The sequence below is a fragment of the Rhodococcus sovatensis genome (assembly GCF_037327425.1).
Classification (GTDB): domain Bacteria; phylum Actinomycetota; class Actinomycetes; order Mycobacteriales; family Mycobacteriaceae; genus Rhodococcoides; species Rhodococcoides sovatense.
Map to the genome: position 1 here is coordinate 745815 of NZ_CP147846.1, position 25339 is coordinate 771153.

Sequence of the window (25339 nt, forward strand, 5' to 3'; positions counted from 1 at the left end):
CGCTCTAGTCGGAGCAGACGCCACCGCGGCGTTCTGTTCCAGCGCCTGTCGCGGCATGGCGCGTCGCCACGCCGACGCTGCGACGTTCGGGGCGTGCGCCCAATGCGGAACGCGCATCGACTATCTCGCTCCCGCCAACGGTTCCAGCCGGCGGCTGACCCCCGTCTCTAAACGCCTCTGCGACAACTGTCGCCACCGAAGCGCATCCCTCTACCTGTCCGCGAACGCTTTACGGGCCAGGGACGGCGACACGTGCTCTCTCTGCGGTCTCTTCGTACCCCAGAACGCAGTCAAGCCGCACCCGCTAGCGGCCGAGGTCGACCACGTCCTACCAATCTCTATGGGCGGCACACACGACCCCGTCAACCTCGCGCTAGCTCACAAGACATGCAATATCAAAAAGGGCAACAGGCCTCCCTCGTGGAAGCGCGATCCCGACGAGGTCGAACCGCTCCTCGCCGACTGGCGATCATCCGGTCCGATCCCGCCTCCTCCCAGTTGCTCTGTCGAGGACTGCGACCGCCGTGTCGAGAGTGCCGGTGTCTGCAGCACCTACAGGTGGCGGCTTCGCAAGTATGGGAGCACGGATCTACCCCTCCGGCCCGAACGGCCCTCGCACTGCACCGCAGCAGATTGCGACAAACTGGTACGGGCGAAGGGACTGTGCAGGTCGCACTACGCACGACACCTCCGGGCAGGGACGAAGTGCACCGAGTCATCCTGCGAGAGGGAGTCGAATACGCGGGGACTGTGCAAGCCGCACTATAACCAGTGGCTAGCCAGACGACATAGCTAGCGAGAGCCTCTCCGCCGCGTCAAAGCCAAACACTCCCCGCAATACCTGTGTCGTCCGGCTCAAATATGAGACCACCGTGAGTTTGCTATAGCCAGGACGATCGGACCATATCGGCGGCGACATGGTGCCCTCGTCAATGATGACAAGGTCGAATAGTTCGCTTTGAAACTGAGACAACCAGCGATCGGCGCTGCCGGCGAGCTGCTGGATGTTGGCGACGACGATGTGGCTGCGACGTCACTTTCCAGCAGCAGCCCGGACACCTGCAATGAGCACCGCTGTACGTGCGTCCACCGCTGTGGGACCCGAGATCCCTCCGGCCGTAGCCAAGCGAATTGCGAAAGCGGTCGAGTCCTCCCGGACTGCGGCGACCCGCGGCAACGTACGACGCCGGGTGGCGGCGCTTCGCCAGCTGGTGTGAGTGGGAAGGCCATGTCAGCGGGCGACGAAAGACGGTGCGCCCAAGGGCAGCGATCGGATGCACAGTCGCCACGCTGCAGTGCCGAGCTGACCATCTGTGCGAGAAAGGGTGTTCGGCCGGAAGTTGATCCACGAGTGCAAAGCGACAATTGGATCAGCTCGTCGACGGTGTCTCGGTCAGTTCTCGGTGTTGGCCAAGATCTGGCGTAGAGCGATTGCGGCGTAGGTGATTCGATTGGACAGCGAAGTGTCGTTGTCGTTTAAGTCCTCTGAAGGGATCTCCGGTATCTTGCGTAAGTCCCAAAGGTGTTGCGGGATCATATTTCGGAAGTCCTCGCTACGGAATTCGCTGGCCCAAGTTTCGAACTTTCCTTGTGTGTTTTCGGTCCCAGTCATCGTGACGAACCGTGCTCCGAGAGTGGCGAGTGTAACGTCGGCATCGCTTGCCAAGAGTTCCTGAGCTTGCTCGCTCAGCTGCCGCCACAGGTCATCGTCGAAGTAATGCAGGAAGCTCAGGACAGAGTGAGTTCGGTAGTTGGCAGCGGGCAGCTCGGTAGTTAGATCCTGTACGCATCGACCCAGCACCTCCTCGCGGATGTCCTCCGACGCTGCGGTCACTGTCGTGGTGTCGATGGTGTCCAGTTCGATGGGGCGTGTGAGTACGTCCACGGTCGTGGGAAGTCCGAACTCGCTGCGGTAGCGGTTTACAACGGATTTGGCTTCCTGCGCAGTCGATCGTGTGATTGCGTGAGCGAGGAGGGCGTACAGGACGCCCGACCATCTGGAGAACAGCAGATCGCGTGTGTCCAAGGGCAGTTCCCGAGTCAGTAGATGCGCTGCCTCTGCGAGTGGAGCGGGCGGGGAGTCGACGAGGACGTCGAGGTGCTGCAGTATTTTGCCGCAGACGAGGTCGCGGCGTTCCTGTTCGGATAGACATTGCCGAATGACGGAGGCAGAGGACCATGTACCAGTTGATATGAGCTGAGTGAAATCGGTTCTCACATCTGCATTTCGCACGTCCTTCGCTGGTATGCCGAACGCAAAGTATCGATCGAAGTGGTCGCGTTCGCGGATCTCACAGGGTGAGGCGCGTCGTGAGGTGTAAAAGCCCTTGGGTCGGGGGAGTGTATGTGGAAAGAGGTTGACCAGCAGTCGGTATGCGATACGAGCGTCGAACGGGTCTGTGGAATCAGTGAATTCGGAGACCTCGCGCTCCTTGTCTTCTGGCGTGAGCTGTTGATCAGTACCTCGTTCGGGATGACTTCGAAGCAGTTCTGCTCGCCACCTGGGTATCTCGGCATACAGACGCGGATAGTGAAGCCGAATGAACGTGATCAGTGTTGCGTCGAACAGGTCGACCTCGCGATCACCGCCGGTGAGGGTCAACATGATGTCGACCTGCGTGCACAACCGGAAGATACTGCGCAAGGTGAGTCGGTCTGTAGGCAGTAGAGCGAACAGGGAGTCGGCGGTCTCGTTGTGAGCCTTGTCGGTGGGTTCCGCGCTGTGAACCATGGCGATGGCCGTTAGTTGGTCGCGGAACTCGCGAGCGAGATGCAATTGTTGAATGGGCGGGAGCGCAAACGGGTACTGAACGATTTTTTCGAGATATCTACGCGCGCGAACACTGTCGTCCAGCGCCAGGTCGCTGCGGCGGAGAACGTCGATAACGGTGTCCTCGTCGTAGGAGAGCAGGTAGTGAACCCGGTCGAAGCGACCGAGGAGGCGAACCGACTTCATGACCGAGAGGAGTTCGTCTGCATGCAGGCGGTCGACGTCGTCGACGATGACCAGGATGTTCCTGCCGGCTGTGTCGATGGCTGCGGAGATGTCCGAGAAGCGCTTGACGAAAGGGTCGGGTTCGATATCGGCGGTGAAATCAGCTGCTTGATCGGCGAAGGCGTCCGAACCTGCTTTCATCGCGTCCTGGACAGCCCCTTTACCTACGTATTTCTCCAGGGCGGCGGTCGCGACGGCTTTCATGACGGCGCCTGCAACCGGTGCGGCTGTGTTGAGCAGCCGCTTCGCTTTCTCACCTCGCTCGTCGGGAGGCATGGCGTATGCGATCGCCCTATAGAACTCTTCGGTGAGGGTGGGGGTGTTGTCCGTTGACCATGGGGTGAAACTGACCACTGACCACGCGTCGCGATGCTCGGTGGTGATGACGTCGGTGATCATGTTCAATACTGATGTCTTGCCACTTCCCCACGGTCCGGCCAGGCCGAATACGACACTGGGTCCTTGTCCTGCCCGGTGGATGCGTTCGGCAACGCGCCGGGCGAACTGTCGACGATCGAGTCGGTCGTCGCCCATCGACTTGATTTCGACGTCGTGATGGGTGCGGATCTCTCCGGCGCCGTCGGTGGTGTCGGCTGCGTCGTGAGCGGGCATGGCTCAATAGTTGCAGCTGGCTCTGGGTGACTGTCGGGTAGGTAGAGCTTCACGATTCACTCGATTATAAGTACCACTTGTGGTACCGGTACCACAAGTGGTACTGTTTGCGATCAGAGGACACCCGCGCAACGCGGGAGCTCAGCAGTCGGCCCGCGCAACGCGGGCCGCTCACGTCCACCTCTTCTGCCAAGGATGTGGACCGAACGGAGTGCCACAGCGATGTCTGCCATAACCCGAACCGAAGCCCGCAAAAGCCTTTTCCCGCTCGTTGAACAGGTAGTAGAAGATCACACACCAGTGGAGATCGTCTCCAGTGGCGGCAATGCGATCCTCATGTCCAAAGCTGATTATGACGCGATGGTCGAGACTGCATACCTGCTGCGCAGTCCTGCCAACGCAACCCACCTGCTCAAGAGCATGGAACAAGCCCGCCGCGGGGAGGTGAAACCCAGAAAGCTGGTCACATGACCCAGGTCCGATTCACCGAAGAAGGGTGGGACAGTTACACGTCCTGGGCCACCGTCGACAAGAAGATGCTTCCGCGCATCAACAAACTTATCGACGCCGCGCTTCGAGATCCGTACACAGGCATCGGCAAACCCGAGCCTTTGAAATACGCGCTCGCAGGGGCATGGTCACGACGAATCAACATCGAGCACAGACTTGTGTACCTGCCCCCAGACGATGTCAGCCCGGACCTCGTGATTCTGTCCGCGAAATACCATTATTGACGAATCTCCCCTGCTCCGACGACCATCACACTTGACGGATGACGGAGTGGTTCGCAAGCGGGCTGCTCTGCGCCAAAGCCTCTGCGGGACCGGTGATCGAATGAGTCGGTCATGCGCGTGGATGGTTCAATACCGGCCGGGATTGGCAACTGCAGCTGCACTGCCGAGGGTCGCGGCGATGTCGTCCGTGCGGGTCGTCCATATGTAGACCCTCAGGGGCTCGAAACTCGACAGCAAAATGTTTGAGGCCCACGCTGGGGGCAGAGAAAGAAGGGCATCGGTGGGAAAAGCTGAATACTACGGTGAGGCACGCGCTTTCAGCCATTCGTCACGCCACCGGTGGAACTCGACCGCGAACGCCGAATTGATCTCCATGGCCCTGTGGACACTCGAACGCTGCTTCTTCGACGCGTGCTCGTCCACCGAGCTCGGACCGCACATGACGGCGAGCGTCTTGGGGTAGGTCTTCCATTTGAGTACGAGTCGCATTGATATGAATGAGATCAACGCTGCTGCGCATTCACCCGCGCGGTCGGATTCGGCTACTGAAGTAGTACGGCCGGAGTGGATGAGGCTGTTGCGGACATCGACAATGCGGCTTCGCCAATCGGCCACCGGTCCGTTGTTGTCGAGGTTCCAGCTTCCGCCCAGGCGGCGGGCATACACTGTTTTGACGCGGTGGGTGATCGAACTGGCGTCGACCCATATTTGCGCAGCTTCCGCTGGTGTTCTGCCCTCTTCCCACAGCATCGCGGCAAGTGTGCTGTCGAGCGCTACCTCGCATGTGATGGCGTTGCTGAGAACTGACGCTCGGTAGTCGCCAGCGACGTGCTCTGCGTGGCTGCGAGCGTGGTGATCCCGGATCAAAGCGCTGATGCTGCCCAGCGTGAGTTGAGTGAATACCTTGCCGACTGAATCCGCGTCGACCAAGTCCCAGGTGGCGGACTGGATCGGCAGGTGGTCGAGCACGATCGCTAGTTTATCTTCATCGAAGCTGATGGTTCCGGCGTCGGTACGGGTACCGAACACGGCTGGGGTGATCGGATTCAGAGCCTTGTAGTGAAGCTCTGGAAGCGGAATGCCGGAAGTGATTCGTAGTGAGCGAAGAGTGTCTGCTACCAGCCAGTGAGCCAGGGTAATGGGGTCCACCTTGCCGCCATGCGGCGGTGTCAAGGCAGCGTTGCGGTCCTTCACAGGAATCATCACGACTACCACTGAGCGTTCGTGCGGGAGATCTGATGTCTCAGGGCGCGTCTCTCGGGCAGCCCGGCCAGTCACCTCGTCGAGGATCATCGACGCCAAAACACTGCCCGCGTAGACGGGGTCCACTCCGTGAGACATCGTCGACCATCAAAGGAAGCAGGTGAACTCGTTCAGCATCCATGAGAGGTCATGATCGGCGGATTCGACACCACGTATTCGTAAATACTCCTGTCCGACATGGATGTGCACCGGTTCTGTGCTCAGCGGCACTGCATACGGCAGGACGAAGGAGAAGGCGAGTACGCCCGCAGTGTCTTGCCCCTGAGATATCTCATAGGTTTCCTTCGGACTACTCATGAAGTCGATTTCAGGGCGTCGGCGATACCGGTCCCGTTTGTTCGCGACCACAGGATCTGCTCGATTATCAGCGCGTGCGTCGTTTCGGGCTCAACCGATACGGTGGAACTGCGGGGGGTTCGCGTTGCAATCAGTTCGGCAATGGGTGCAAGGTAGTTCACCCAGACGGTGTCTCGCAGTGCCTTCACGTGTTCGGCGAACTCGACGGCGAAGGGAGAGTCCGCGGGTGGCCCACCCGACGACGTCACGTGTACTCGAATGGAGTCGAGCACGTCGGGATCTGAGTTGAGGTAGTCGGCGTAGATGTTCACGGTCTCGAGATCACGGGACTTGCGGTGAGCGACATGGTCGTGGCGCCATTCCATAAGAATCTTGTGCAACTCGGTGCCACGGTCACCGCGGGCGGCCTTAACCAGTTCCTCGTAGTCGACGTTGCGCTTGTCACTGGTAGCCATACGTCCGTAGCTGACGACGGCAGACTCCCAGAGTGCGCGCCGGACAGAGACATTGGACGGGATATCGGGCAACCCTGCCCTCCCTGAGAGGGTCATGTCGGCGTGTGTCAGGTCAGCCCATAGTGAGGCCCACTTGCCGAGGCGACGTGCGTCTGACTCGTCGAGCGTCGCCCGCCGCACTTGGTAAGTTTCATCGGTCATGGGTAGATGATGCCCGGCGACTGGACGGGCTTTCCAGGGGCGGCCCCTTTTTGCTGTGGTCCGCAGTGTTGACGACTGGGGCCGTGTCGATGTTACAGAGCTGTGCGTCGGCGACGCTGCTCCGTCGTCGAGTCGATTCGTCGTCGAGTACGGCGCTGCCGGTGAGCGCGACACAGCGCTGGATGTCAGATTCCTGCCCGGGTTCTTTGCTTCGAGCAATCACGGTATAGGAACCCTTGCAGGCCACCGCGGGTCCCCCGGGTGCACGATCGTCGTCACCGGCAGCCGGTTCCCTGGCTGAATCCGTAGGTGTACCTCGCCGGTCACTGCTGAACTATTGCGCCACAAGTCGACTACGAGGGTCGACAGGTCAGGCGCGTAGACATCCGTCGACTGCGGGTGGTGAACGAACGTGATCAGCGTGGGCTCTCCGATCGATCGAAGCGTCTCCTTTAGCCCTACGTCCGAGGTGTGCCGCTGCCAGAAGTAGGTGATTTCACCGCCCCAGTACTCGAAGAAAGACCGGACGCCTTCTGGATCCGCCTTGGCAGTTTGCAACGTGGTCAGCGCACAGATGGCGCCGTTCCGCCCTCTCGCCTGGTCTCGGGACGTCAAGACACCGTTGTTCACGATTAGCTCAGCCTGGGCTCGCGTAATAAAACCGGACCGGACCGCCGCCTCCACTTTGTCAGCCAATAGAGCAGAAGATGTGGCTCGAAGTCCATTCTCGCGGATATCGCGCACTTCGTCGGCGAGCAGCCGGGAGCACTGGTAGACGATGATGCCTCGCTTGGTGAGCTCCTGATCGATCACTTTCGAGAGCGACTCCGGTAGTTCGACTTCTCGATCGTCGGGAACACGTCGCTGTGCCATTTGGACGCTTTCGTCGGCGACCTCCTGCAGCACCGGAGGCCAACTGGAGAGATCGTCAAGAGTAAGTGGTTCTTCCACGCGGGAAGCATAGGACTGCATTCGTTGCATGTGGTCGCGCCACGCACGTCGGCATCCGATCGCGGCCATGGACAATCGAGGGTATGGACCGCCGGATCGATTTTTCGCGCCCACGTTGGATGCTATGCGGGCGCTGCACCCGCCGGTGGATGGTCGATCTCGACTGGATCGATCGGTGGGAACAATCTCAAGAAAGCTGCCCAGACTGCGGTGTCACGTGCGAAGCAGAAACTGGACCACGGGTGACGGTCGCCCCCGACGATCCTGCCCTGCACAACGCCGTAGAGCGTCTCCCGTGGTTCCACACCAGTACGCATCCGGACTGGCCCGCGGAGCATTTCGACCCGGAGGCCGCACTGAGTGCAGCAACCAAGGAGATGTTCGAACAGCACGGTTTGAGTGTCGCGAGCTGGGCCGAGAGCCAGAGAGCGAAGGCACTGCATATCGGTACGTATGAAGCGGCCGTTCACAACATGCTGCGTCGAATCGGCGCCCAAGGCGACCGCGGGAAGCAGTTCTATCTCTACCGAATTCGCCTCAAAGCCGAGATCGCTGTGCGCGATAGCTGGATAGCGGATCCTGGCGGGTTGATGGGTGATGTACCACTGATCGACGTGTGTCCGCCCGGGGTCCACGCAGTTCGTTACCGCAACGACCACGAGGACCCAGGCGGGCTCTCACTTGCCCTCGGACGTTCCGCAATCGACTCGACACAACGCATCGAGATCCCGGCAGCCACCGATCATGAGTGCGATCATCTTTGGGTTCACACCGCAGTAGCTGAGCTCAAGGATGTGACGCCTACACGCCGCGCCAAGACGCACAATCTGGTCGACTCGCTTGCACAGCAACTACCTGTCAATCTTCGAGGGCACTTCTTAACCGCCGTGGCGTTCGATGAAAATCAAGACACCGAGGAATGGGCCTCGTACACCAAAGGTCTTGTGAACATGGTTACTGCACCCGAGATAATTCTCGCTGCGCTCGATCAGCAGCCGATTCGTTGCCTCTGACAGACACCGAATCTACGCCCCAGCAAGCCGGCACTACGGTCAGTCGTATTCCTGACAAACCGAATCCACCGACCACCTCACGAGTTCGATGTTCTGTCGCACCGAACACTGAACTTGCGCAACATCCCGGTGTGGAAGCGCAGCCTTGCATCGAAGTACATGTCGAACCCGGCGGGTGGCCCCTCCGATATCGGCCCCATATGGGTTCGTCGAGGAATGTTCGACGAAGAGGGGACCAGGGTCACCGACGACGACGTCTTGGACAATGTTCGGGATATGGGCGCCGCGGTGGTACGGTGCGGGCCCGTCGAGAGTCTCGACCTCCAGAGCTGGCGGCGACAGCTTCGTGCACAAGCCAAGGCTCGGGGCTTCCGGATTCATGTGCGCAAGTCCGACGACGTCGTCGTCGTGTCCGACCCCGATCATGTCGTCGACCGACGACGCATGCGTGCAGCGGTCGAGGCGGTGTCGCGACCGTCGGACCTAGGACCGCTCTGAACCGAGCGCGGGGGAGCGCCGATGTCAATCGCCGCCGGTAGCGTTCGAGATGTGGCACCCAGACCAATCCGCCCGGCAGCGCAGTATCGCTACGCTTGGTCCTTGTTCGTCGAATGGTGCTCGGTAGCCGAATACGTGCCTCTCTCAACGACTCCGGCGGTGTTGGCGGATCTCCTGAACGACAATTCAGCCGGCGACGCTGTGCTGAAGCGCCGCGTCTCGGCCATCAACCGCCATTACCTCGACGCCGGCCACACCCCGGACGGGCGAGTGACGTGGTTCCGTGGTGGCTCGACATGTCGGGAACTTACGTGAGTACACGGGAACCCGAAGCGGCAGTGCATTTTCGGAGCCGGAGAAGTTGGCCGGAGGGCGTGATGTCTTGACCTGAAGTGTGAGTGAACCTGGGAGGGGGTTTACTGAAATCGACGTCGCTCACCCCGTCCCCGGCTCGGCTTGGAGGTGAGTTCGCGGCCGAGGCGCGGGCGGGCGCTCGGTGACACAGAACAGCGGGTTACGGAGGCAGCGGGCGGTACGGCAGATATGCAGTTGGCGGTGGTTCATCCACCGCGGTACGTCAACATGCAGATGGATTCAGCATGGTCTTTGCCGTCGGTCTCGATGACACGAGAGTGACACAACTGGGTACACACGGGACTGGATCGTGCTGGACTCAGATGGTCGAAAAGCGCTGTGAGGCAACGAAAAGTGGATTCACCGAAGTCCGGATAAGTCCATCCCTCCGGACTTAAAATCCGCACAGTGTCGGTTCGAGTCCGACTGGGGGCACCACGAAGACCCAGGTCACAGCGTGACCTACCGGGTTTTGGTCGCGTCAAAGTCCCGTAGGGCCGTGAAAAGGCCGTGACGTGCGGGCACCCGAGTAAGGCATCCGGTTCAGTGTCGGTGCCAGTCGGTATGGTTCCGGCATGGCATTCGACGCGCACGTACTCGAAGTGATGATCTCGACTCCCGGCGACACCGCAGAGGAAGTGGCCACTGTAAAGGACGCCCTGCATGGCTGGAATGCAGACCGAGCTCCTGGGGCGCAGACGATTCTGCTGCCCAGGTTCTGGAAGACGGATTCCGTTCCTCAACTGAGTGCGAGTGGAGGACAGAGTGTGATCAATTCTCAGCTGGTGGACAAGGCGGACTTGGTGATTGCTCTTTTCGACAGCAGGCTGGGTCAGGAGACGGACTCTGCCGTGTCAGGCACCGCCGAGGAGATTGAGCGAGCATCCGCGGCAGGCAAGCCGGTCCACGTTTATTTTTCAGACGAGCCAATCGACCGCAGTAAGTTCGATCCGGATGAATTCACCCGTCTCGAAAAGTTCCGCACTGAACTACAGAGCAAGGGTCTGCTCGGAGTTTACAGCGGACTAACCGACCTCGCCTACAAGGTTCGCAGTGCAGTCGAGAACGACCTGACTGAGATGGGTCTTGGTTCACCCTCCGTGGTGAGGAAGGGTGAACACGCCCAACCCCGCGTGAGGGTGGAGAAGGAGCGGGAACAGTATCAAGACAGCAAAGGCAAGATGAAGAGTCGTACACACGCGAAGCTGGTTCTGGAGAATAAAAGCAGTTCGATCACCGCTGAAGGCCTCGTGATGAACGTCGGAGAACAGCTGCAGCACTCGGTAATTCGCCAGAATGATGACCCTGTGGACTTGCCGCCGCTTGCCGATCTCCGATGGCCGCTCGCATTGAGCTTCGGAACTCCCGACCAGGTAACGATTGAGCTCAGCTGGACCGAAAATGGCGAAGCTCAGTCACTGAGTCAGCCGGTAACTCTATAACGCGATTTTCGTCGTTGGGTATGGCGTGCTCGCGATTTCGTCGACCGGGACTCAAGCGCAGCAAGATTTGAGCGCACCCAAAAATGTCGGAGGTGGTCGGTATGGTCTGGGCATGGACGAAGATGAAGCCTTGTATGCATTTCTTGCCCTTCTCAGTCCTGCGCTAGGTCGCGCAGCGGATCGATCCCAGCGCGGCCGCGCAATGGAAAAGTGGGGTGTTACGCCGCACCGTCCCGACGCAGGTACGCCGATGGCTCTGGACGACGCGGACGGTTACTACGAGAAAATTCCGGAAGGTGTCTTCGGTACTGTCCTCTTTCCGATCATGAACGCGACTGATGCGCTTGCATCCACTAACGTGCTCTTATTGGCAGCAGCCAACAAAAAGCCTTTCAATCACCACACGGCATCGTTGTTGTCGATGTGCCGAACTGCAATCGAATCTTCCGCGCAGGCCATCTGGGTGATGAGTCCGAAAGATCGGACTACTAGACGCGCGCGAGCTGCCGGGTTAGCCAAGGTCGGTATCGAGCACGCACGTGAGTTTCACGTCGAGACGATTAAGGCGCATGAGAATGGTCTTCAACTGCTAACAGACAAGGAACTTGCACAGTCAAGGCACCGGCTCAAATTTCACGAAGGGGAGCTGAAGGAACTGGAAACGCTCACGCAGGAGAACGCAAGGAAGTACTCGGAGCTCGTTCGTAAAGCAGCGAATTGGCTGGCCGATAATCCCCCGGCGCACACTGATGAAACGTCCAAGGTGCACTATCAGACTATCTCTAAGTTGGAGTACCGGGTCTGTTCCAGCTTCACGCATGGGCACGGTTGGCCTACCGACTTGGTCGAGGGGCCGACTGGGATGTTCGCCAAGATGGCGGACTCACTGAATCTCGCCTTACTGAACACTGAGTGTGCGGTAGCGCTCTTCGAGGCCCAGACAACGGATCCAAAGACTGGTCGAGTCAACTATTACCCTGAGCGACTACAGGTCACGATCGACGAGTGGCGTTCGCAGTATTGACCCCTACTGACTAAGCTAAGTTTCAGCCGAAGAGCGGCACCACGTTGGACGGTTCGGCGGCAGGTGCCATCGGGACGGCGGTTGGCTCAGGCAGGTTATTGCCTGCGCCGCCGTCCTCCTCCGGGATCCAATCGCCGTAGGTGTCGAGTGTGAGAGTAAAGGTGCTGTGTCCCAGCCACTTTGAAACCTGCATGAAATGCGTCCCGGCCATCAACTGCATGGTGGCGAATGTGTGGCGGAGGTCGTGGAGCCGTACTCCGCGAGTGGCCGGGGTATTGCCGTTCGCCGGGGCGCTTGCCGGTAGGCCGACGGACACCAGGGCCGGTCGGAAGATCGTGTCGTAGAACGATCCCATCGCCAACGGCTGCGACCAGTCCAGCGGTACTGCGTAGCGTTCGCCTGCTGCGCGGTATCCACCGCCGTTCTTCCGCGACGGCCACAGGGGTGCGGTCGGCTCGTTGGCTCTCGGGTGGTGTTCCGCGAGGTAAGCCCGCATCCGTTCCGCGAGCCAGGTCGGCAGCGGCACCGTGCGTCGCGACTTCCGGGACTTGGGCGTGCTCGATACCCACTGCCCGTTCTTGCGGTCCTTGGCTCGGCGGACCTGGATCGCGCATCGCACGGTAGGAGAGCCGTCGGCTCTGGCGGGGCCGGTCGTGGATGCTAGGTATCCGACCTCCAGTCCTGCGTTCTCGGCGGTGCGGATGCCGCTGTAGGCGAGGAAGTCCACCATCAGCGCATAGATCGGGTACGCCGGTAGCCCGCCCACCTCACCCGCCACCGCGTTGGAGACTGCGGAAGCCTGAGCGGCAGTGAGGGGGTGGTGCTCGAAGCGGTCGTGGTCTCCAGTGGATCGTTTCCCGGCGAAGTCCAATCGGTCGGCTGGGTTCGAGGGGATTGCGTCGTGCCGCATGGCGTACTTGAGTGCTCGCCCGAACGTCGACCAGGCATGCTTGATCGTCGCCGGGGTGGATTGACTGTTCAGCACGCCGTATGCGCCTTGCCGGGATTGTTGATGGACTGGCCGCCGCCGGGAACTCCTCGCACTGCCTCGCCGTGATGGTCGCGACGGCCTGGCAGCCAAACTTGCCATCCGCTCCTTGGGGTGGCGACCGCTCAACTCACCTGAGCAATGACGGCGTGTGGTTTGTATTAAGGCGTGTGGTTTGTATTCAATAGGGCAGCCACACGCGCACGTTGACTCCCAATCAAGCAGCGATGCCAATAGCGGCGGCGTCAGATCGCGGCCGGCCACCGCTAGATGTTGCCCCACGGTGCGGCATCCATCAATATCGCTCCTTGCCACGAAGAATTTCGGTGCGATGCTCAGCGCGCGGGCCGGTAGAGCCGGTGACTGTGTCGGTGGGCGTTGCTGCGGTCGTCGCTGCAGCCAACGAGACGGGGCATCCATGGGGTCGTGGAAGCTCTTTCCGTGCCCGCGACAGTCACGGGTGTCATCGCAACGTGACTGTCGTTGTACAAACGACCGGCCGAAAGATTTTTCGCGATTCCAGACTCATGAAAGTCGCGGACGGCTCAGTTCAATGGAGACAATGACAGAATTGTCCGGGCAACTACGTGAACTCGGGCAGGACGATTGGGCGGATGAGCTCGAGTCTGGCGCTTGTCGAACGGGCATGTGGCCGCTAGCCGTCGTCGACGACCGTCGTGAACACCCGGCTCCTTTCCTTGCTGGCACGACAGTGGTCGTCTCGCTCGCCACAACGTCGCTGGCGAGTTTGGGTGTCGTGTCCTGGCCAGGCGTCGCGCGCACTACTGTACTTGTCAGCTTCAGGCTAGTCGCTGTGTCCTCGATGCCCTTTGCGCGTGCCTCGTTTTCGGCTTCTGACCGGCGCCGAGCAATAGTGGATGCGCGATGCCCTTCGAAGCCGTCAGGGATGAAAGTCACTTCGTGCGAAGAGACTGATCGGTTCATGGGTGAAGCGAGTGGACACTTGACGGGTGAGACCAATTCTCAGACCCCCTCCACCCAGTAGGCCCATCTCTGGTCCGACATCTTTATCCTCGCCCGCGCCAATTTCCACGACCCGTATTTGTGGTAGTCGAAGTCCCACGCCCCGCTGAGCTTGTGGTTCACACAGCCCCACAGTCCCCACTTCACGTCGGCCAGGAAACTGCACACCTGCACCCGAGAGACCATGGACCACTCCGCGCGCCCGTAGAACTCCTCGATCAACCCCAGTGTCTGCTGCTCCCCGTAGAACATTTCCGTCACCATCACGGCCAGCTCATAAGCCCGATCGTTGTTCGACGCGAACTCGTAGTCCACCAACTTCATCGGCAACCCGTCACCGATGAGAATGTTGCCCGGCATCGGGTCGTTATGGCACGCAACCAGATCGAGGCCTGACGCCAACATCGCGGCCTTCACCTGCCGGTACTCGGTCAAGATCACCTCGGCGTCCCGTGGAAGCCGAACACCGAGCTCGGCGACCTGTTCGAGGTGCTCGTCGATCATGTCGAAGATCGTCTTCGTCACGCTCAGCGTGCTGCCCGAATGCAGCGTCCGATACACATCGATCATCCCCAGCGGAATCTCCGGACGCTTCAGATCGCCGTTCGTGCACGCCCGATAGCCCTCCAAGAACTCGATCACCTCGACACCGGTGATCGGATCGAACAACACCACCTCCGGCCCGATACCCAAAGCGCCAGCGCGTCGAGCTGCTTCGTTGGCGAGGGTCCGGTCGATGAACGAATCCGTCCCAGCACCCGGCAGCTTCATGAAGTACCGCTTGGGTTTGCCTTCGACGGTGATGCGCCAGTTGCTGTTCATCAACCCGCCGGTGACGGGGGAGTAGGTCATTCCTAGCCCCTCCCACTCGGGGATGGACGCGAGCGCCTTTTCGACCTGCCGCTCCGACTCGGTGCGGGCGGATCCGATCACGATGTCGTTCATGGTCACCTCAGATGTTCCGTACTCGGTCGTCGAAATGCGGGTCACGCAAACCAGCGCGGGCCCGCAGGAACTGCCAATCGGAGAACTTCGAATACTCGTGCGTCCCGGGCTTGACTGCATCGCAATACAATCCGATCAGCGCCCAGCGCAGCGAGTCCGCGATGCCGTAAATCCGAGCGCGATCGAACAGCGCACTGTCGAACGATCCCCACGCCATCTCGAACACCTCCCGCGCATCGGAGTCGAACGGGCGGATTTCCGCCAGTAATGCTCCGATGTCCTGCAGCGGGTCCATCAGCGCCACGACATCCCAGTCGACGAGGCGCATGCTGCCGTCGTCGAGTACCAGGATGTTGGAGACGTTGCCGTCACCGTGACAGGGGACGGCGTCGAAACCGGCGCATTCTATGCGAGCCTGCGCGGGGGCGAGGGTGCGGAGCATCCAGTCGAAGACGGCCGGCAACGCGCCGCCGACCTTCGCGATCAACCCTTGCATCACAGCGAGGTCGTCGAACACCGATGCCCGACGCGTGACCCCGGCTAATCCATGCACGGACTTCCGCAGCGCCACCAGCTTCTCGACGTTCGCATCCTCGTCGAACAGATCCAGAGTCGCGGTCGACGAGATACCGGTGAAGTCCTCCATCACCAGGACACCGGAGTCGGCGTCGGAGATGAATACCTTCGGGCCGATGCCGGCGTCACCGGCGGCTGTGGCGGCAGAGAACGTCGCACCGAAGTCGACGTAGTCACGGGCCTGCGACTCCATAACCTTGACGAACGCGGCATTGCCCACTGCGTCGTCGGCGATATCGGCTCGTCCGGAGTAACGCTCGGAATCGGCGCCCCACCAGCTCGGGCTCGCCATGGTGGGTCCCGCGTCCAAGACAACGTCACCGGTAGTCCAGACGCCGATGTCGCTCAGTAGGTTTCGTACAGTCATCAGGCTGCTCCGATCTTGTCTGACGCCACGTCGATCGGCCAGTCCATGGCGATCTGACGGTGGGTTTCGAGCCATTTGGTCAAGCGCAGGACGGATTGGTCGGCGAAGCGTGGCCCGACGACCTGAATGCCGATCGGCATGCCCGAGTTGGTGCCGAACGGTGTGCTGAAGCCGAAGCACAATGCCGAGGCGGGTTGTGCGGTCTGGTTGAACCACGCGGTGAAGCTGCAGTGCGCCAACGGTTGCGCTGGGTCGAGGCCGACTTCTTCGGCGCCGAACCCGACCGTCGGAATCACCGGACTGATCACGAAGTCGAACTCCCTCGTCCTCGCCCGCACGACCTCCTGCGACCGCATCACCGAGTCGGTGTCGCGTGAGAAGTCGGCTGCGGAGTATCCCGCCGCAGCACCGGCCCAGTCGGCGACCGCCGGCAAGACCTCGGATCGGCGATCCTCCGGAACGGACTCCCACTCCGTCCGCGCACGCACCTGAAACAGACGATCGAGCGCCGGATACGGATCGTAGGTGAACACCGGCTGCATCTCGGTGACGATGGCACCGGCGGCACTGAGCTGCGCGGCCGCGTTGCGCACCACGGCGGCGACGGGTTCGCTGACACTGTGCCCACTTAGCCCATGTCGAGCATGACGCCGATCTTGAGCCCCGCAGGCGACAGCGGCGCATGAATGTCGGTTGTGTGCTCGTACGGCAGGCTCCACGTGTCCCGCGGATCCGGCCGGGAGATGACGCGATACAGATCGATGAGGTCGTCGACGCTGCGAGCCATCGGTCGGCCCCTGCGGGCGTTGAGGACTGCCGTCAACAACAACAAGGGTGCTCGCAGCCCAAGGTAGTTCAAACAGGCATTTCTTCATCCGTTGTCGCGACGACGCGAACCTGAAAATGTCAGACCTTCAGATTAGTGTTCTGGTCAGTCAAGTCTTCTATGAGGGGATAGGGATGGACGGATACATTTTGGTTGAAAAACTGTCTTTGATGCTCGGGTCAGCACTCACACCCGCGGCGATATTCGGCGCGTGGAGGTATCTAATTAGGGACACTACGTCGATTGCGATCGATAAAGCGTTGTGCACGAGGGATTTAGCTCTTGAGCAGGCGCAACGGCTTCGCGCAGACGGGTACGTGGCAGAAGCGCAGGATCGTGAGATGGATGCGTTCCAAGCGGTCGCTAGAGTTTTCGCACGGTTTTCGTTCTATCGCAGCCATCCAAAAGTGGTCTTGGTCGAACTTCTTTACCCTGTCACGCTGGTGGCCGTGGTGGTGACATCGGGACTTGCGATTGTCGGCGTGCCCGGAGCTATATGGTTTGCAGTGACGTTCTGTTTACTCGCACCGTTCGTGGCCCTTGCGTTCCTGCTGACCGGGCGGTGGTCGACGAGAACGATTTCGAGAATGGCCCGCGTCAGGGCTCAGTCCGCATTTGACTTCTACCGGTCGTCCAACTGACGTGTAAGGGTTCAACACATCTTTGACAGAACGTCATCGGGACATCTTTGACACGTCACAACCGATCGCCATCGTGTGCTTGTGCAATACACTGAGCCTCGCGAGTCCGAAACAGACGGGACCACCAGGGGCACGGTGGAGGTGCGCCTGCGTGTGGTGACAGAAGCGATCAACGGATCGCCCATCGTAGAGGTCGCGGAACGATTCGGTGCCAGTCGTCAAACTGTCACGGCGTGGCGCAAGCGGTACGAGGCCAAAGGACTGGATGTTCTCGTCGACGCATCGAGGCGACCACACTCGAGTCCGGCAACAATCATTGCGAAGGTGAATAATCCGCACGAACCTTGGTTGTTGGCGGCCGAGCAAATTTTCGCGCGCGGACGGCTTCGATTCGATCGAAGGTAGTGATGAAGCAATTAGGCAAGGGACGAAATGTGCAGGTAGCGCAGGCGGCGTGCTGAACTCCGTTGCCCCGCCACTCGGATCCGCCGACGCGCCGGGCACGGTCCCCGGGTTCTTTTCCGTTCCCTTGCCCGCGGCTCCACCGGCAGATAAACGCGTCGTCGGCGGTTGGCACGGGACATGGGCAGTGCCCGATGGGACCTATCCGGCGGTGCTCAATATCAGCCAGGCCCACCCTCTGCACGCAAACATCGACATACCCGGCCGACCGTGCAACGCAAACCGGACCGAGGAAAGCCGAAGCGGCGCTGTAGTCGTCGTGCGAGCTACCGTGCGATCGGGTAGCTGCAGTAGCAACACGTGGCTCATGACCCTCACCGAGAATTCGATATACGCAACCGAACCTCAGGGATACACCGTGTCGGTCGAATTCCGTAGAGGCTGAGCTTCGGTCATCTAGCTGACGTGGAGGCTCGGCGGTCGGCCAGGCCACCCGCTGGTTCCAGCGCATGGGAGGGGTTCCAGGTCTCGACCGTCGGCTACTGCACCGGACACGCCGAGACGTTGTTTGGACTGACCAACGTGCCCAGTTGGGTGATCGATCGACCCGTGTGACCAGAAGCCGGACCGCTGAGCAGTCTTTGGTTACCCGAGCGCGTCTGCGATTCTCGGTGCGAGGTTGTCGATCGCGTAGGGGATCGACAGGATCGTGTTGTAGGTGATTGCATCGCGCTGATCGATCGTCGAAGGAACGATTGCTCCATCGCGCCCAGCCTTGGTGTTCGCGAAAGCCGGGTTCTCGGCGACGATGTCGAAGTTCTCGTTCGGGCGAGCACGAGCATGACGTCGGCGTCGAGCAGGTTCACGTTCTCCGCCGACACTTCCACGTAGAAGGTGTCACCGGTATCGCGGCTGGTGACTTCGTCGGGGATCGTGAATCCCAGCCCGGTCAGGAACTGTCCGCGGCCATCTCCGGGGAGGAATCCGGCGTAGACGCCGTCGTAGGACATCACGGCCACGCCCGTCTTGCCCGCGAACTCGGGGTACTTCGCGACGGTGTCCGCGATCAACTGGTCGGTCTGTACGTTTAGTTCCGCACCTTTTTCAGGGACACCGAGAGCGGTAGCGATGGTGTCCGTCGCTTGGGCGCGGGGGACCGCGTAGGCAGCAGTTCCTTGCGGCCGGGCAATGGTGGGTGCGATTTCGCTGAGCTTGCCGTACATCTGCTCGTCGAACCCTGCAGCCAACCCGAGAATCAGATCAGGAGCCAGGCCGGCGATCTGCTCGAGATTCGGCTCGGAGTCCGACTGGATGCGGGTGAGTTCGGCGTCGCCGGCCAGTCCTTCGGCCCACGGGCCCAGTCCTGTCTCGTAGAAGGCGAATCCGGTGTTGCCGACGGGAACCTGCCCGAGCGCCAAGACGACATCGGCGTCGGAAACGCCCAGGGCGACGATTCGTTCGGGCTTCTCCGGCACGGTGGTGCTTCCGAATACGTGCTCGATGGTGACGGGGAAAGCACCCGTCGCTTCAGAGGTGTCCGGTGAACCTGCATCCGCACCCGAGCATCCCGCCGCCAGCGTCATCCCGACCAGCAGTACACCGAACAGGCTTGGACTTTTCCGCACCGCGTCCTCCACCTTCGTAGCTGTAGGAGGCAAACCAAACCTGACGGTCAAGGTTTGTAGACGCGGTGCCAAGTCGGTGCGGGCCGACTCAGGCTTCACACCTGCGCGCAGCGGCCGAGCAAGGGACTTCGGTCAACCGTGCGCCAGAGCGTCGGCGACCGTTGTCCGACCCGCCGCGGTGCGTATCGCTCAGGCACTGAGGGACTTTCGTCGATAGTGTTGCCTATGTAGATCGAACGTGTGTGCAGTGGACTACCCATGCCGTCGGTCAGGGTCCACCAGCCGCCGGGGCGGTGCTCGGCGGTTGGTGGACCCCACGTGGCGAGCTTCGATCTATTGCCTATTCACTTTTGCCCGGTTCCGTTGCATGCGGAACAATTGACCCAGTTCCCAAAGTTGCTGTGCCCGCCCGATCCACCGCAGCGTGGGCACGCCGCGCGCAGCAAAATTGCCTTGATTACTGTCATTGTGGCTCCTTGCTCTGAGACTCATTCCGACATGCGTATGCAACCATGAATGATTGTCTACGTGGTATCGATCGTTCACCCGACAGACGCAGAGCTATTCGGTGTGCGGAGGTACTTTTTCAAAGATAGAAAGTCGACCATGATCGAAACGCACTGCGTATCGACAATATCGACGCGCCACATGAATGGCCTACTTCTGCAAGACGGTGCTGCCGTCCACTGGACGAACGGAGCTGACGAGTTTCGCGTAGCAATGGTCGCGATCGAAATTGTTGGCGACGCACCAAGTGTTCGCCGACTCGCCTGTCGGATAGGTTTCGCCCACGGCGGTTACCCACCAATCAGGGGATGAAAAGGTGCTCCACGATCCGCTCCAAATGAGGTGCGCAGACGGGTACCGGATCCTCATCTGGAGGTGCTCTAGCAGGATGTCGGCATTGGTCCATGTTTTTCCCTCGGTGACCAAGCCGGGCTTCTTCGAACTGATCTGAGGGATCCAGCGATCGGCGAGCGAGGAGGCAACGACGGTACGGTCGGAGTCCGAGATGGCGCGAAGTGCCTCCGCTGCAGCCATTTCTGCGTCACCCGATGTGGGTGGGGCGGCGGTCGATGCGGATAGCGAGACCTCCTCGGACGCAGATGCATTCGATGAGTCATTGCTACCTGGGTCGATCTCGACTGAGGTGGATGACGACAGAGTCGACGGGACCATCCAGAAAGTTCCGAGCGGAAAGGTCAACGTCAAGCGACTGTGGCCGTCGCCGGTGAGCAATGCGGGGTCGGAGGAGAAGTCGAACACGCCTGCGGCAACGTTGGTCGGTCCGTCGACAACGTTGATGCGCACCGACGAGCTCGACACGACAGAATCGACTGAGCATCCACCTGCCGCGGTCACGTCGAGCACCAGCCCTGACGCCGACAGACGCGCGTCATCGACGGATGCGACGGGCGCGGACGTGCAGGTACCGACGACATTGTTCGGTGCTTCCCCGCCGGATGCATTCGCCGCTGGGCGAGCAGCGGTGTCCATCTGTACGTCGTCCGAACTTCGGGTTGTTCCGTAGACCCCTGCTGCGACGAGAACCGCCACCACGACGAGGCCGGCTGCCGCATAGAGGTACTTTCGGGGCGTGGCGGGGTTGCCTGTGGAGGGTGCTGATGCGGATAGCGATGGGTATGAGGTGTCGGTGGGAGTTGCAGCCGGTCGGTCCGGCAGCGGGAACAGTGGTTCGGGGCTATCGGGCATGCGACCCGACCTTTCTGGACGCAATTCTTTGCGGATCAGGGGCCACGCATGAGGCTAGTGCAACGTTGTATCGATGGAGGTCAGAGTGATGTCGTTCGATCGAATGACCCGGCGCGAAAGGGTAATTCAGCACGGCACGATCAACGCCGGGTCGCTCGCGGTATTCAGCCACTTGCCGTAAGCGTCGCCGCCCTGCAGGCGTACGTCGTTGCATAGTTCGGTTGTGGTGTAGCCCGACGGCCGGTACACAGCGTAGATGGGATTGCCCTCTCTGCTCTGTTGCCGCAAGGATGGGCACGATCTGTCGGTGCGTAAGTACCTAGCGCCCGGATTCGACGCAAGCGCAGCAGCGACTTCCTGGGCATAGGCGCCGGGGCTGATGGCGCTGTGAATCACCACTATCCCCGATCCGTCGCACGCTGGAACGGTCAACGGCACGGAAAGGCCGAGGTCGACATCCGAGACGGGCGGAGCCGCTGCGGCCGCGGTCGGCACCGGACTGACAAGCGCGGGTGCAAGGGGCGCAGGATCGGCGACCTCGCGATCGGGCGCCGCCGGACCAAGAGTCTCGGCTTCAGAGGACTCGAAGACGGGCCCCGCGACCACAGGCTCGGCGCGACCGCGGTCGATCCCGTAGAGGGCTGCTCCGACCAGAACGGCTGCCACGGTGACGGCGATACCCACGTACGTGAGGGTGCGGTTTTTGCTGCTACGCGGTTCAGAACTGACTGGTCCATTGAGCGTCGGGTACGTGTCAGTGGTGGGAGGAGTCGACGGCTGGTTCGGTAGCGGAAACAACGGCTCGGGACTGTCAGGCACTCGACACCTCCTTCTATCGCGCACGTTCAGTGCGAGAGAAGGCGCACTTGCTCAACGCAATTTACTGCTTTGGGGTACCGAGCGCCATCGTTCGAACAGTTGATTTCCGCCGACGGCTATTGGCTCGGAACCGACGGTGCCGGCCAGATCGATTCCCGGCGCACCAATCGATCTGGCCGGCCACGAAGTCCGCGGCTCACGAACTCCCGAGCTGCACGCCGCCCACGCTCGACATTGCGTCCAACTTGCGCAACAGCGACCAGCGCTTGGTGACGACCCGGTCGCAGGAGGTGGCCATCCCGGCCCGAGATACCCACTCCGACATCCACACGTCGACCTCGGTTCCTCCATCGACGGAGTCGGACAAGCCGATCGACATGACGGGGTTCGTCGAGCCATACGAACCGATGCCGATTCCCCGAGACTGAAAATTCAGTCGCCCGCTCCCGTTCACCTGCTTCCAGCCAATGCCCTTGAAATGAGCGAGGACTGCTTGCTCGACGTCGACAGGTGGAGCTGCCACCACGACGCTGGTTTGCCGCTTCGCCATCGCGCTCAACACGTAACCGAGGACGAGCAATCCGACGATGTAGACGACCACGAACACCATCGCTGTTTCCGGGCTGATTGCGATGCTGGCGAAAAATCCGACAAGGGCGACGAGTATGGCGATACCAAAGACCTGCATGATTGCCTTTCGAAGATAAGTGGAAATGGACCGGTCGTCTACTTCCAGTGGCCGCCGTGCTCGTTGCACGTCGAGCCCGTGTTGTTGCATTTGCTGCAGGTCAGCTTGCCGAACATCCCGCTGGCTCGTCCTCCGTTGCAGGAAGGGCAGTCGTGGACGGGGCGGTAGCACTTTCTGCATTGAGACACGGAAAGTCTCCTTTCGAAAGGTGTGATGGGTTCTATTCGAAACTGTGCATGAGACTGCGAGGCCTTTCAATCATCTGGTCGCAGTACACGACTCGGTGACGGTCGAAAGTGGAGAGGGCGCTCCGGGGGTTCGGTATTTCGTGCAGCAAGGCGATTCGCGTCTTGTTCCACGAAAGGAACTCGGCCATGTCTCCGATACGGACGACTCGAAGTGCTGCAGGAGTGAACGGCGCCTTGGCGACGTTCCGAAAGGCTGTCGAGACCACCGACGCCTATCCACGGTTTCTGTCCGAGATGGGGTTCGACCCGAACACCGTCGCGTCAGCACCGGACTTCTCGCTCGTCCCGCCTACGACGAAGAAGAACTACGTGCATGCCTACGAATTGCCGCAACTCATCCCGGGAGGCGACGCCACCTCGACGCGCATCTATTCGTCCAGCTCAGGATCATCTGGTCCACCTACTCATTGGCCGCGTGCGAAGCTGGCGCTGGACCACAGTGTCGTTCTGCACGAGCGGATCCTGCGCCAGTTGGGTGCCGACCGACTGTCGACTCTCGTGGTCGTGTGCTTTGCAATGGGCAACTGGATCGGCGGAACGTACACACTTCGTGCGATCGAAGAGCTGCACGACCGCGGGTTTCCGGTGTCTGCAGTGGCTCCGGGGGTCCATGTCGACACCGTTCGTATGGACGTGGCCTCACTCGGGATGCACTACGACCAGGTGATACTTGCCGGCTATCCACCATTCGTCCGCGACGTCCTGGACGGCGCCGGACACGACGTGCTGAGCCAGAACATAAAGTTCTTGCTGGCGGGTGAGAGCATCGGAGAGAGCTGGCGAGACGGAATTCTGATGCTCGTGGGAAAAGTCGACAGTCCGGAGGACGTGTGCTTGGTCTATGGCACCGCCGACGCGGGGATGATCGGGCACGAGACACCGACGACAATCGCTGCTCGGCGTTTGGCGTTTCAGCACAACGATCTCGACGTGACGCTGTTCGGCGGCACGGCCGCGTCATCGACGTTGGTTGAGTACGATGCCTCGCTGCGGTACATCGAAACAGACGAGCAGGGTTACCTACTGTTCACCGTCGACAATACGATTCCCTTGATTCGTTACCGGATCAACGACATTGGTAAGGTCATCACCCCCTGCGAGCTACGTCGTCGGGTGTCCGAACTCGGTCACCATCTCGATGTGACGACCTCGACCGAGCACTCGCAGTTCGTCGTCGTGAAACAACGCGCTGACATAGCGGTCTCGTTCTATGCCGTGAACATCTACCCTGAACCGGTCCGCGCCGCACTTGCTGACCCACAGTTGACCGACGCGATCACCGGCAAGTTCGTTCTTGGACGTCGTACAGGCGATGACCTCCGCGACACCTTGCACTTGCACGTCGAGCTCCGGAAGGGCGTCGAATCGCCAGGTAGTCCGAATGCGGAGTGCGCTAAAGTGATTCGACGAAACGTAGTTGACGCCTTGATGTCATCGAGTAGTGAGTTCAACGAGCTCCACGGAATGTACGGGGCCGCGGTGGAGCCAGAGGTGGAATTCCATCCATACGGGAGCGAGGGCTTTCAATTGCAGATCAAGCAGAGCGCTGTCGAGCGGGTAGGTTCGCTGTGATCGAGATACTGGACCCCAAGACCGACTCTCGCCGGATAGACGAATTGTTGCAGCCGAACTGCGGTATGCACTACGTCGACGGATGGAAGTCGGCCCGATCGGAGCTCGCCGCAATCGACGCCTTCGGACCCGCATCCCCTAACTGGGACGACGATCGGGTCGTCGAGGACTCGAGCCGTTACATTGTGTATCCCTGGCGATCCACAATGGTTCGGCTCCCGGCCGACGAGCACTTCTACCGTCTGCGAACCGCGCGCAACAGGTACTTGCTGGACGATGATGAGCAGCGACAATGGGGATCAGCCTTGATCGGAGTCGCAGGGCTCAGTGTGGGTGCATCGGTGGTGTCGGTTTGCGCGCTGACAGGGGCGCGGCGATTCCGCATCGCCGATCTCGATACCTTGGGGCCCAGCAACCTGAACCGACTGCAGGGTTCGGTGTGCGACCTCGGGATGTCCAAAGTGACTCTCGCGCAACGACGACTTCTGGAGACCGATCCGTACTGTGACGTTTCGGCACATCCGAACGGCTACGACAGCCTCGATGGCAGTTTCCTCGGCAGTGTGGGCGAAGAACAGCTATCCGTGCTCGCGGAGGAAATGGACGATCTCGCACTGAAGGTAGTAGTTCGGCAACAGGCTCGGGTACTTGGTATTCCAGTGGTGATGGCAACCGACAATGGTGACAACGTCATCCTCGATGTCGAGCGGTACGATCTCGATGCCGAATATCCGCTATTCCATGGCAGGGCAGGCGAATTCACCGGAATGGACGTCTCGGAGCTTAACGACCCTCGCAACAGAATCCGCATCGCGAGCGCAATCGTCGGCAGTGACGTGACGCCTCGTACCAGGTATTCGTTGACGCAGGTGGGCCGTTCGCTTCCATCGTGGCCGCAGCTCGGTACCGCCGCCAATGCAGCCGGCTCAGTCGCGGGGTTGGCGGCTCGGTTGATCGTGTTGGGAGCCGACATGCAATCCGGTCGGTATCGCGTCGATCTCGACCGAATCCTGCTGGGCGACAAGGCTGCGTCGGCAACTCGGTGGAACGAACTCGACGAGTACGCCTTCGCAGCTTTGATGTCGCAGCGCTACTAGAACCTGGTG

General features: G+C 60.6%; 27 protein-coding genes and 1 pseudogene. 14 read left to right on the forward strand and 14 right to left on the reverse strand.

From position 1 onward, the window contains the following. The first annotated feature begins 55 nt into the window (after positions 1-55). Positions 56-796, forward strand: a complete 741-nt coding sequence (locus WDS16_RS28215) for an HNH endonuclease (RefSeq protein WP_422395753.1) — start codon at positions 56-58, stop codon at positions 794-796. Positions 797-1064: 268 nt separating this feature from the next. Next, entirely contained in the window at positions 1065-1217 is a 153-nt protein-coding gene (locus tag WDS16_RS03515; protein WP_338890527.1) for a hypothetical protein, read from the forward strand. A gap of 176 nt (positions 1218-1393) precedes the next feature. On the opposite strand, the gene WDS16_RS03520 is transcribed toward WDS16_RS03515, so the two are convergent. After that, entirely contained in the window at positions 1394-3607 is a 2214-nt protein-coding gene (locus tag WDS16_RS03520; RefSeq protein WP_338890529.1) for a KAP family P-loop NTPase fold protein, read from the reverse strand. A 222-nt stretch (positions 3608-3829) separates the two neighbouring features. Here WDS16_RS03520 and WDS16_RS03525 point away from each other — a divergent pair, with 222 nt between their 5' ends. Beyond that, on the forward strand, positions 3830-4078 hold the full coding sequence (locus tag WDS16_RS03525) for a type II toxin-antitoxin system prevent-host-death family antitoxin (protein WP_338890531.1): 249 nt from the start codon (positions 3830-3832) through the stop codon (positions 4076-4078). Next, positions 4075-4341 carry a Txe/YoeB family addiction module toxin gene (locus tag WDS16_RS03530; protein ID WP_338890533.1) on the forward strand — a complete coding sequence of 89 codons (267 nt, stop codon included), beginning with the start codon at positions 4075-4077 and terminating at the stop codon, positions 4339-4341. Before WDS16_RS03525 ends, WDS16_RS03530 begins: the two co-directional genes overlap by 4 nt. Positions 4342-4638: 297 nt before the next feature. Here WDS16_RS03530 and WDS16_RS03535 read toward each other — a convergent pair whose 3' ends face one another. From WDS16_RS03535 to WDS16_RS03550, 4 genes are all read right to left on the reverse strand, one after another. Further along, a complete protein-coding gene (locus WDS16_RS03535) occupies positions 4639-5682 on the reverse strand; it encodes a hypothetical protein (protein ID WP_338890535.1) in 1044 nt (347 codons plus the stop codon). A 9-nt stretch (positions 5683-5691) separates the two neighbouring features. Then, positions 5692-5901 carry a hypothetical protein gene (locus WDS16_RS03540; RefSeq protein WP_338890537.1) on the reverse strand — a complete coding sequence of 70 codons (210 nt, stop codon included), beginning with the start codon at positions 5899-5901 and terminating at the stop codon, positions 5692-5694. Then, a complete protein-coding gene (locus WDS16_RS03545; protein ID WP_338890539.1) occupies positions 5898-6557 on the reverse strand; it encodes a hypothetical protein in 660 nt (219 codons plus the stop codon). Before WDS16_RS03545 ends, WDS16_RS03540 begins: the two co-directional genes overlap by 4 nt. A 219-nt stretch (positions 6558-6776) precedes the next feature. Continuing rightward, the gene (locus WDS16_RS03550) at positions 6777-7508 is read right to left on the reverse strand and encodes a hypothetical protein (protein WP_338890541.1); all 732 of its coding nucleotides are present in this window, start codon (positions 7506-7508) and stop codon (positions 6777-6779) included. A gap of 242 nt (positions 7509-7750) precedes the next feature. Between WDS16_RS03550 and WDS16_RS03555 the strand changes: the two genes are divergently transcribed. The 5 genes from WDS16_RS03555 (at position 7751) to WDS16_RS03575 (ending at position 11839) form a co-directional block, all read left to right on the forward strand. Beyond that, complete coding sequence (locus WDS16_RS03555; protein ID WP_338890543.1) at positions 7751-8521, forward strand: hypothetical protein; 771 nt, start codon at positions 7751-7753, stop codon at positions 8519-8521. A gap of 114 nt (positions 8522-8635) precedes the next feature. Next, positions 8636-9019, forward strand: a complete 384-nt coding sequence (locus tag WDS16_RS03560) for a hypothetical protein (protein ID WP_338890545.1) — start codon at positions 8636-8638, stop codon at positions 9017-9019. A 51-nt stretch (positions 9020-9070) separates the two neighbouring features. Then, positions 9071-9334, forward strand: a complete 264-nt coding sequence (locus WDS16_RS03565) for a hypothetical protein (protein WP_338890547.1) — start codon at positions 9071-9073, stop codon at positions 9332-9334. Between the two features lie 614 nt (positions 9335-9948). Then, positions 9949-10815 (forward strand): hypothetical protein, encoded by an 867-nt coding sequence (locus WDS16_RS03570; RefSeq protein ID WP_338890549.1) that lies wholly within the window; start codon positions 9949-9951, stop codon positions 10813-10815. 112 nt (positions 10816-10927) lie between these two features. Then, positions 10928-11839, forward strand: coding sequence for a hypothetical protein (locus WDS16_RS03575; protein ID WP_338890551.1), 912 nt, complete (start codon positions 10928-10930; stop codon positions 11837-11839). 22 nt (positions 11840-11861) lie between these two features. Here WDS16_RS03575 and WDS16_RS03580 read toward each other — a convergent pair whose 3' ends face one another. The 5 genes and pseudogenes from WDS16_RS03580 to WDS16_RS03600 form a co-directional block, all read right to left on the reverse strand. Further along, a complete protein-coding gene (locus WDS16_RS03580; RefSeq protein ID WP_338890553.1) occupies positions 11862-12824 on the reverse strand; it encodes a hypothetical protein in 963 nt (320 codons plus the stop codon). Positions 12825-13811: 987 nt separating this feature from the next. After that, positions 13812-14756, reverse strand: coding sequence for a phosphotransferase (locus tag WDS16_RS03585; protein WP_338890555.1), 945 nt, complete (start codon positions 14754-14756; stop codon positions 13812-13814). A gap of 7 nt (positions 14757-14763) precedes the next feature. Beyond that, positions 14764-15699: a phosphotransferase gene (locus tag WDS16_RS03590; protein WP_338890556.1), complete on the reverse strand. Its 936-nt coding sequence runs from the start codon at positions 15697-15699 to the stop codon at positions 14764-14766. Next, positions 15699-16310 (reverse strand): annotated as a pseudogene (locus tag WDS16_RS03595) (amidase family protein); the annotation flags it as partial. The pseudogene WDS16_RS03595 and the gene WDS16_RS03590, both read right to left, overlap by 1 nt. Before the next feature lie 17 nt (positions 16311-16327). After that, a complete protein-coding gene (locus tag WDS16_RS03600) occupies positions 16328-16558 on the reverse strand; it encodes a hypothetical protein (RefSeq protein ID WP_338890557.1) in 231 nt (76 codons plus the stop codon). 101 nt (positions 16559-16659) lie between these two features. Between WDS16_RS03600 and WDS16_RS03605 the strand changes: the two genes are divergently transcribed. The 3 genes from WDS16_RS03605 to WDS16_RS03615 all read left to right on the forward strand — a co-directional run bounded on the left by WDS16_RS03605 (position 16660) and on the right by WDS16_RS03615 (position 18013). Then, a complete protein-coding gene (locus WDS16_RS03605) occupies positions 16660-17166 on the forward strand; it encodes a hypothetical protein (RefSeq protein ID WP_338890558.1) in 507 nt (168 codons plus the stop codon). Positions 17167-17307: 141 nt separating this feature from the next. Next, a complete protein-coding gene (locus tag WDS16_RS28220; RefSeq protein ID WP_422395808.1) occupies positions 17308-17571 on the forward strand; it encodes a helix-turn-helix domain-containing protein in 264 nt (87 codons plus the stop codon). 49 nt (positions 17572-17620) lie between these two features. Then, positions 17621-18013 carry a hypothetical protein gene (locus WDS16_RS03615; protein ID WP_338890559.1) on the forward strand — a complete coding sequence of 131 codons (393 nt, stop codon included), beginning with the start codon at positions 17621-17623 and terminating at the stop codon, positions 18011-18013. A gap of 94 nt (positions 18014-18107) precedes the next feature. On the opposite strand, the gene WDS16_RS03620 is transcribed toward WDS16_RS03615, so the two are convergent. The 4 genes from WDS16_RS03620 to WDS16_RS03635 form a co-directional block, all read right to left on the reverse strand. After that, entirely contained in the window at positions 18108-19193 is a 1086-nt protein-coding gene (locus WDS16_RS03620) for an ABC transporter substrate-binding protein (protein ID WP_338890561.1), read from the reverse strand. A gap of 657 nt (positions 19194-19850) precedes the next feature. Then, positions 19851-20906 carry a hypothetical protein gene (locus WDS16_RS03625; RefSeq protein ID WP_338890563.1) on the reverse strand — a complete coding sequence of 352 codons (1056 nt, stop codon included), beginning with the start codon at positions 20904-20906 and terminating at the stop codon, positions 19851-19853. 126 nt (positions 20907-21032) lie between these two features. Beyond that, positions 21033-21590, reverse strand: coding sequence for a serine/threonine protein kinase (locus tag WDS16_RS03630; RefSeq protein WP_338890565.1), 558 nt, complete (start codon positions 21588-21590; stop codon positions 21033-21035). A 331-nt stretch (positions 21591-21921) separates the two neighbouring features. Further along, positions 21922-22413, reverse strand: a complete 492-nt coding sequence (locus tag WDS16_RS03635) for a hypothetical protein (protein WP_338890566.1) — start codon at positions 22411-22413, stop codon at positions 21922-21924. Between the two features lie 374 nt (positions 22414-22787). On the opposite strand from WDS16_RS03635, the gene WDS16_RS03640 reads away from it, so the two are divergent. Continuing rightward, the gene (locus tag WDS16_RS03640; RefSeq protein ID WP_338890568.1) at positions 22788-24233 is read left to right on the forward strand and encodes a phenylacetate--CoA ligase family protein; all 1446 of its coding nucleotides are present in this window, start codon (positions 22788-22790) and stop codon (positions 24231-24233) included. Further along, positions 24230-25330: a ThiF family adenylyltransferase gene (locus WDS16_RS03645; RefSeq protein ID WP_338890569.1), complete on the forward strand. Its 1101-nt coding sequence runs from the start codon at positions 24230-24232 to the stop codon at positions 25328-25330. The genes WDS16_RS03640 and WDS16_RS03645 overlap by 4 nt, the downstream gene beginning before the upstream one ends. The last annotated feature ends 9 nt before the right edge of the window (positions 25331-25339 follow it).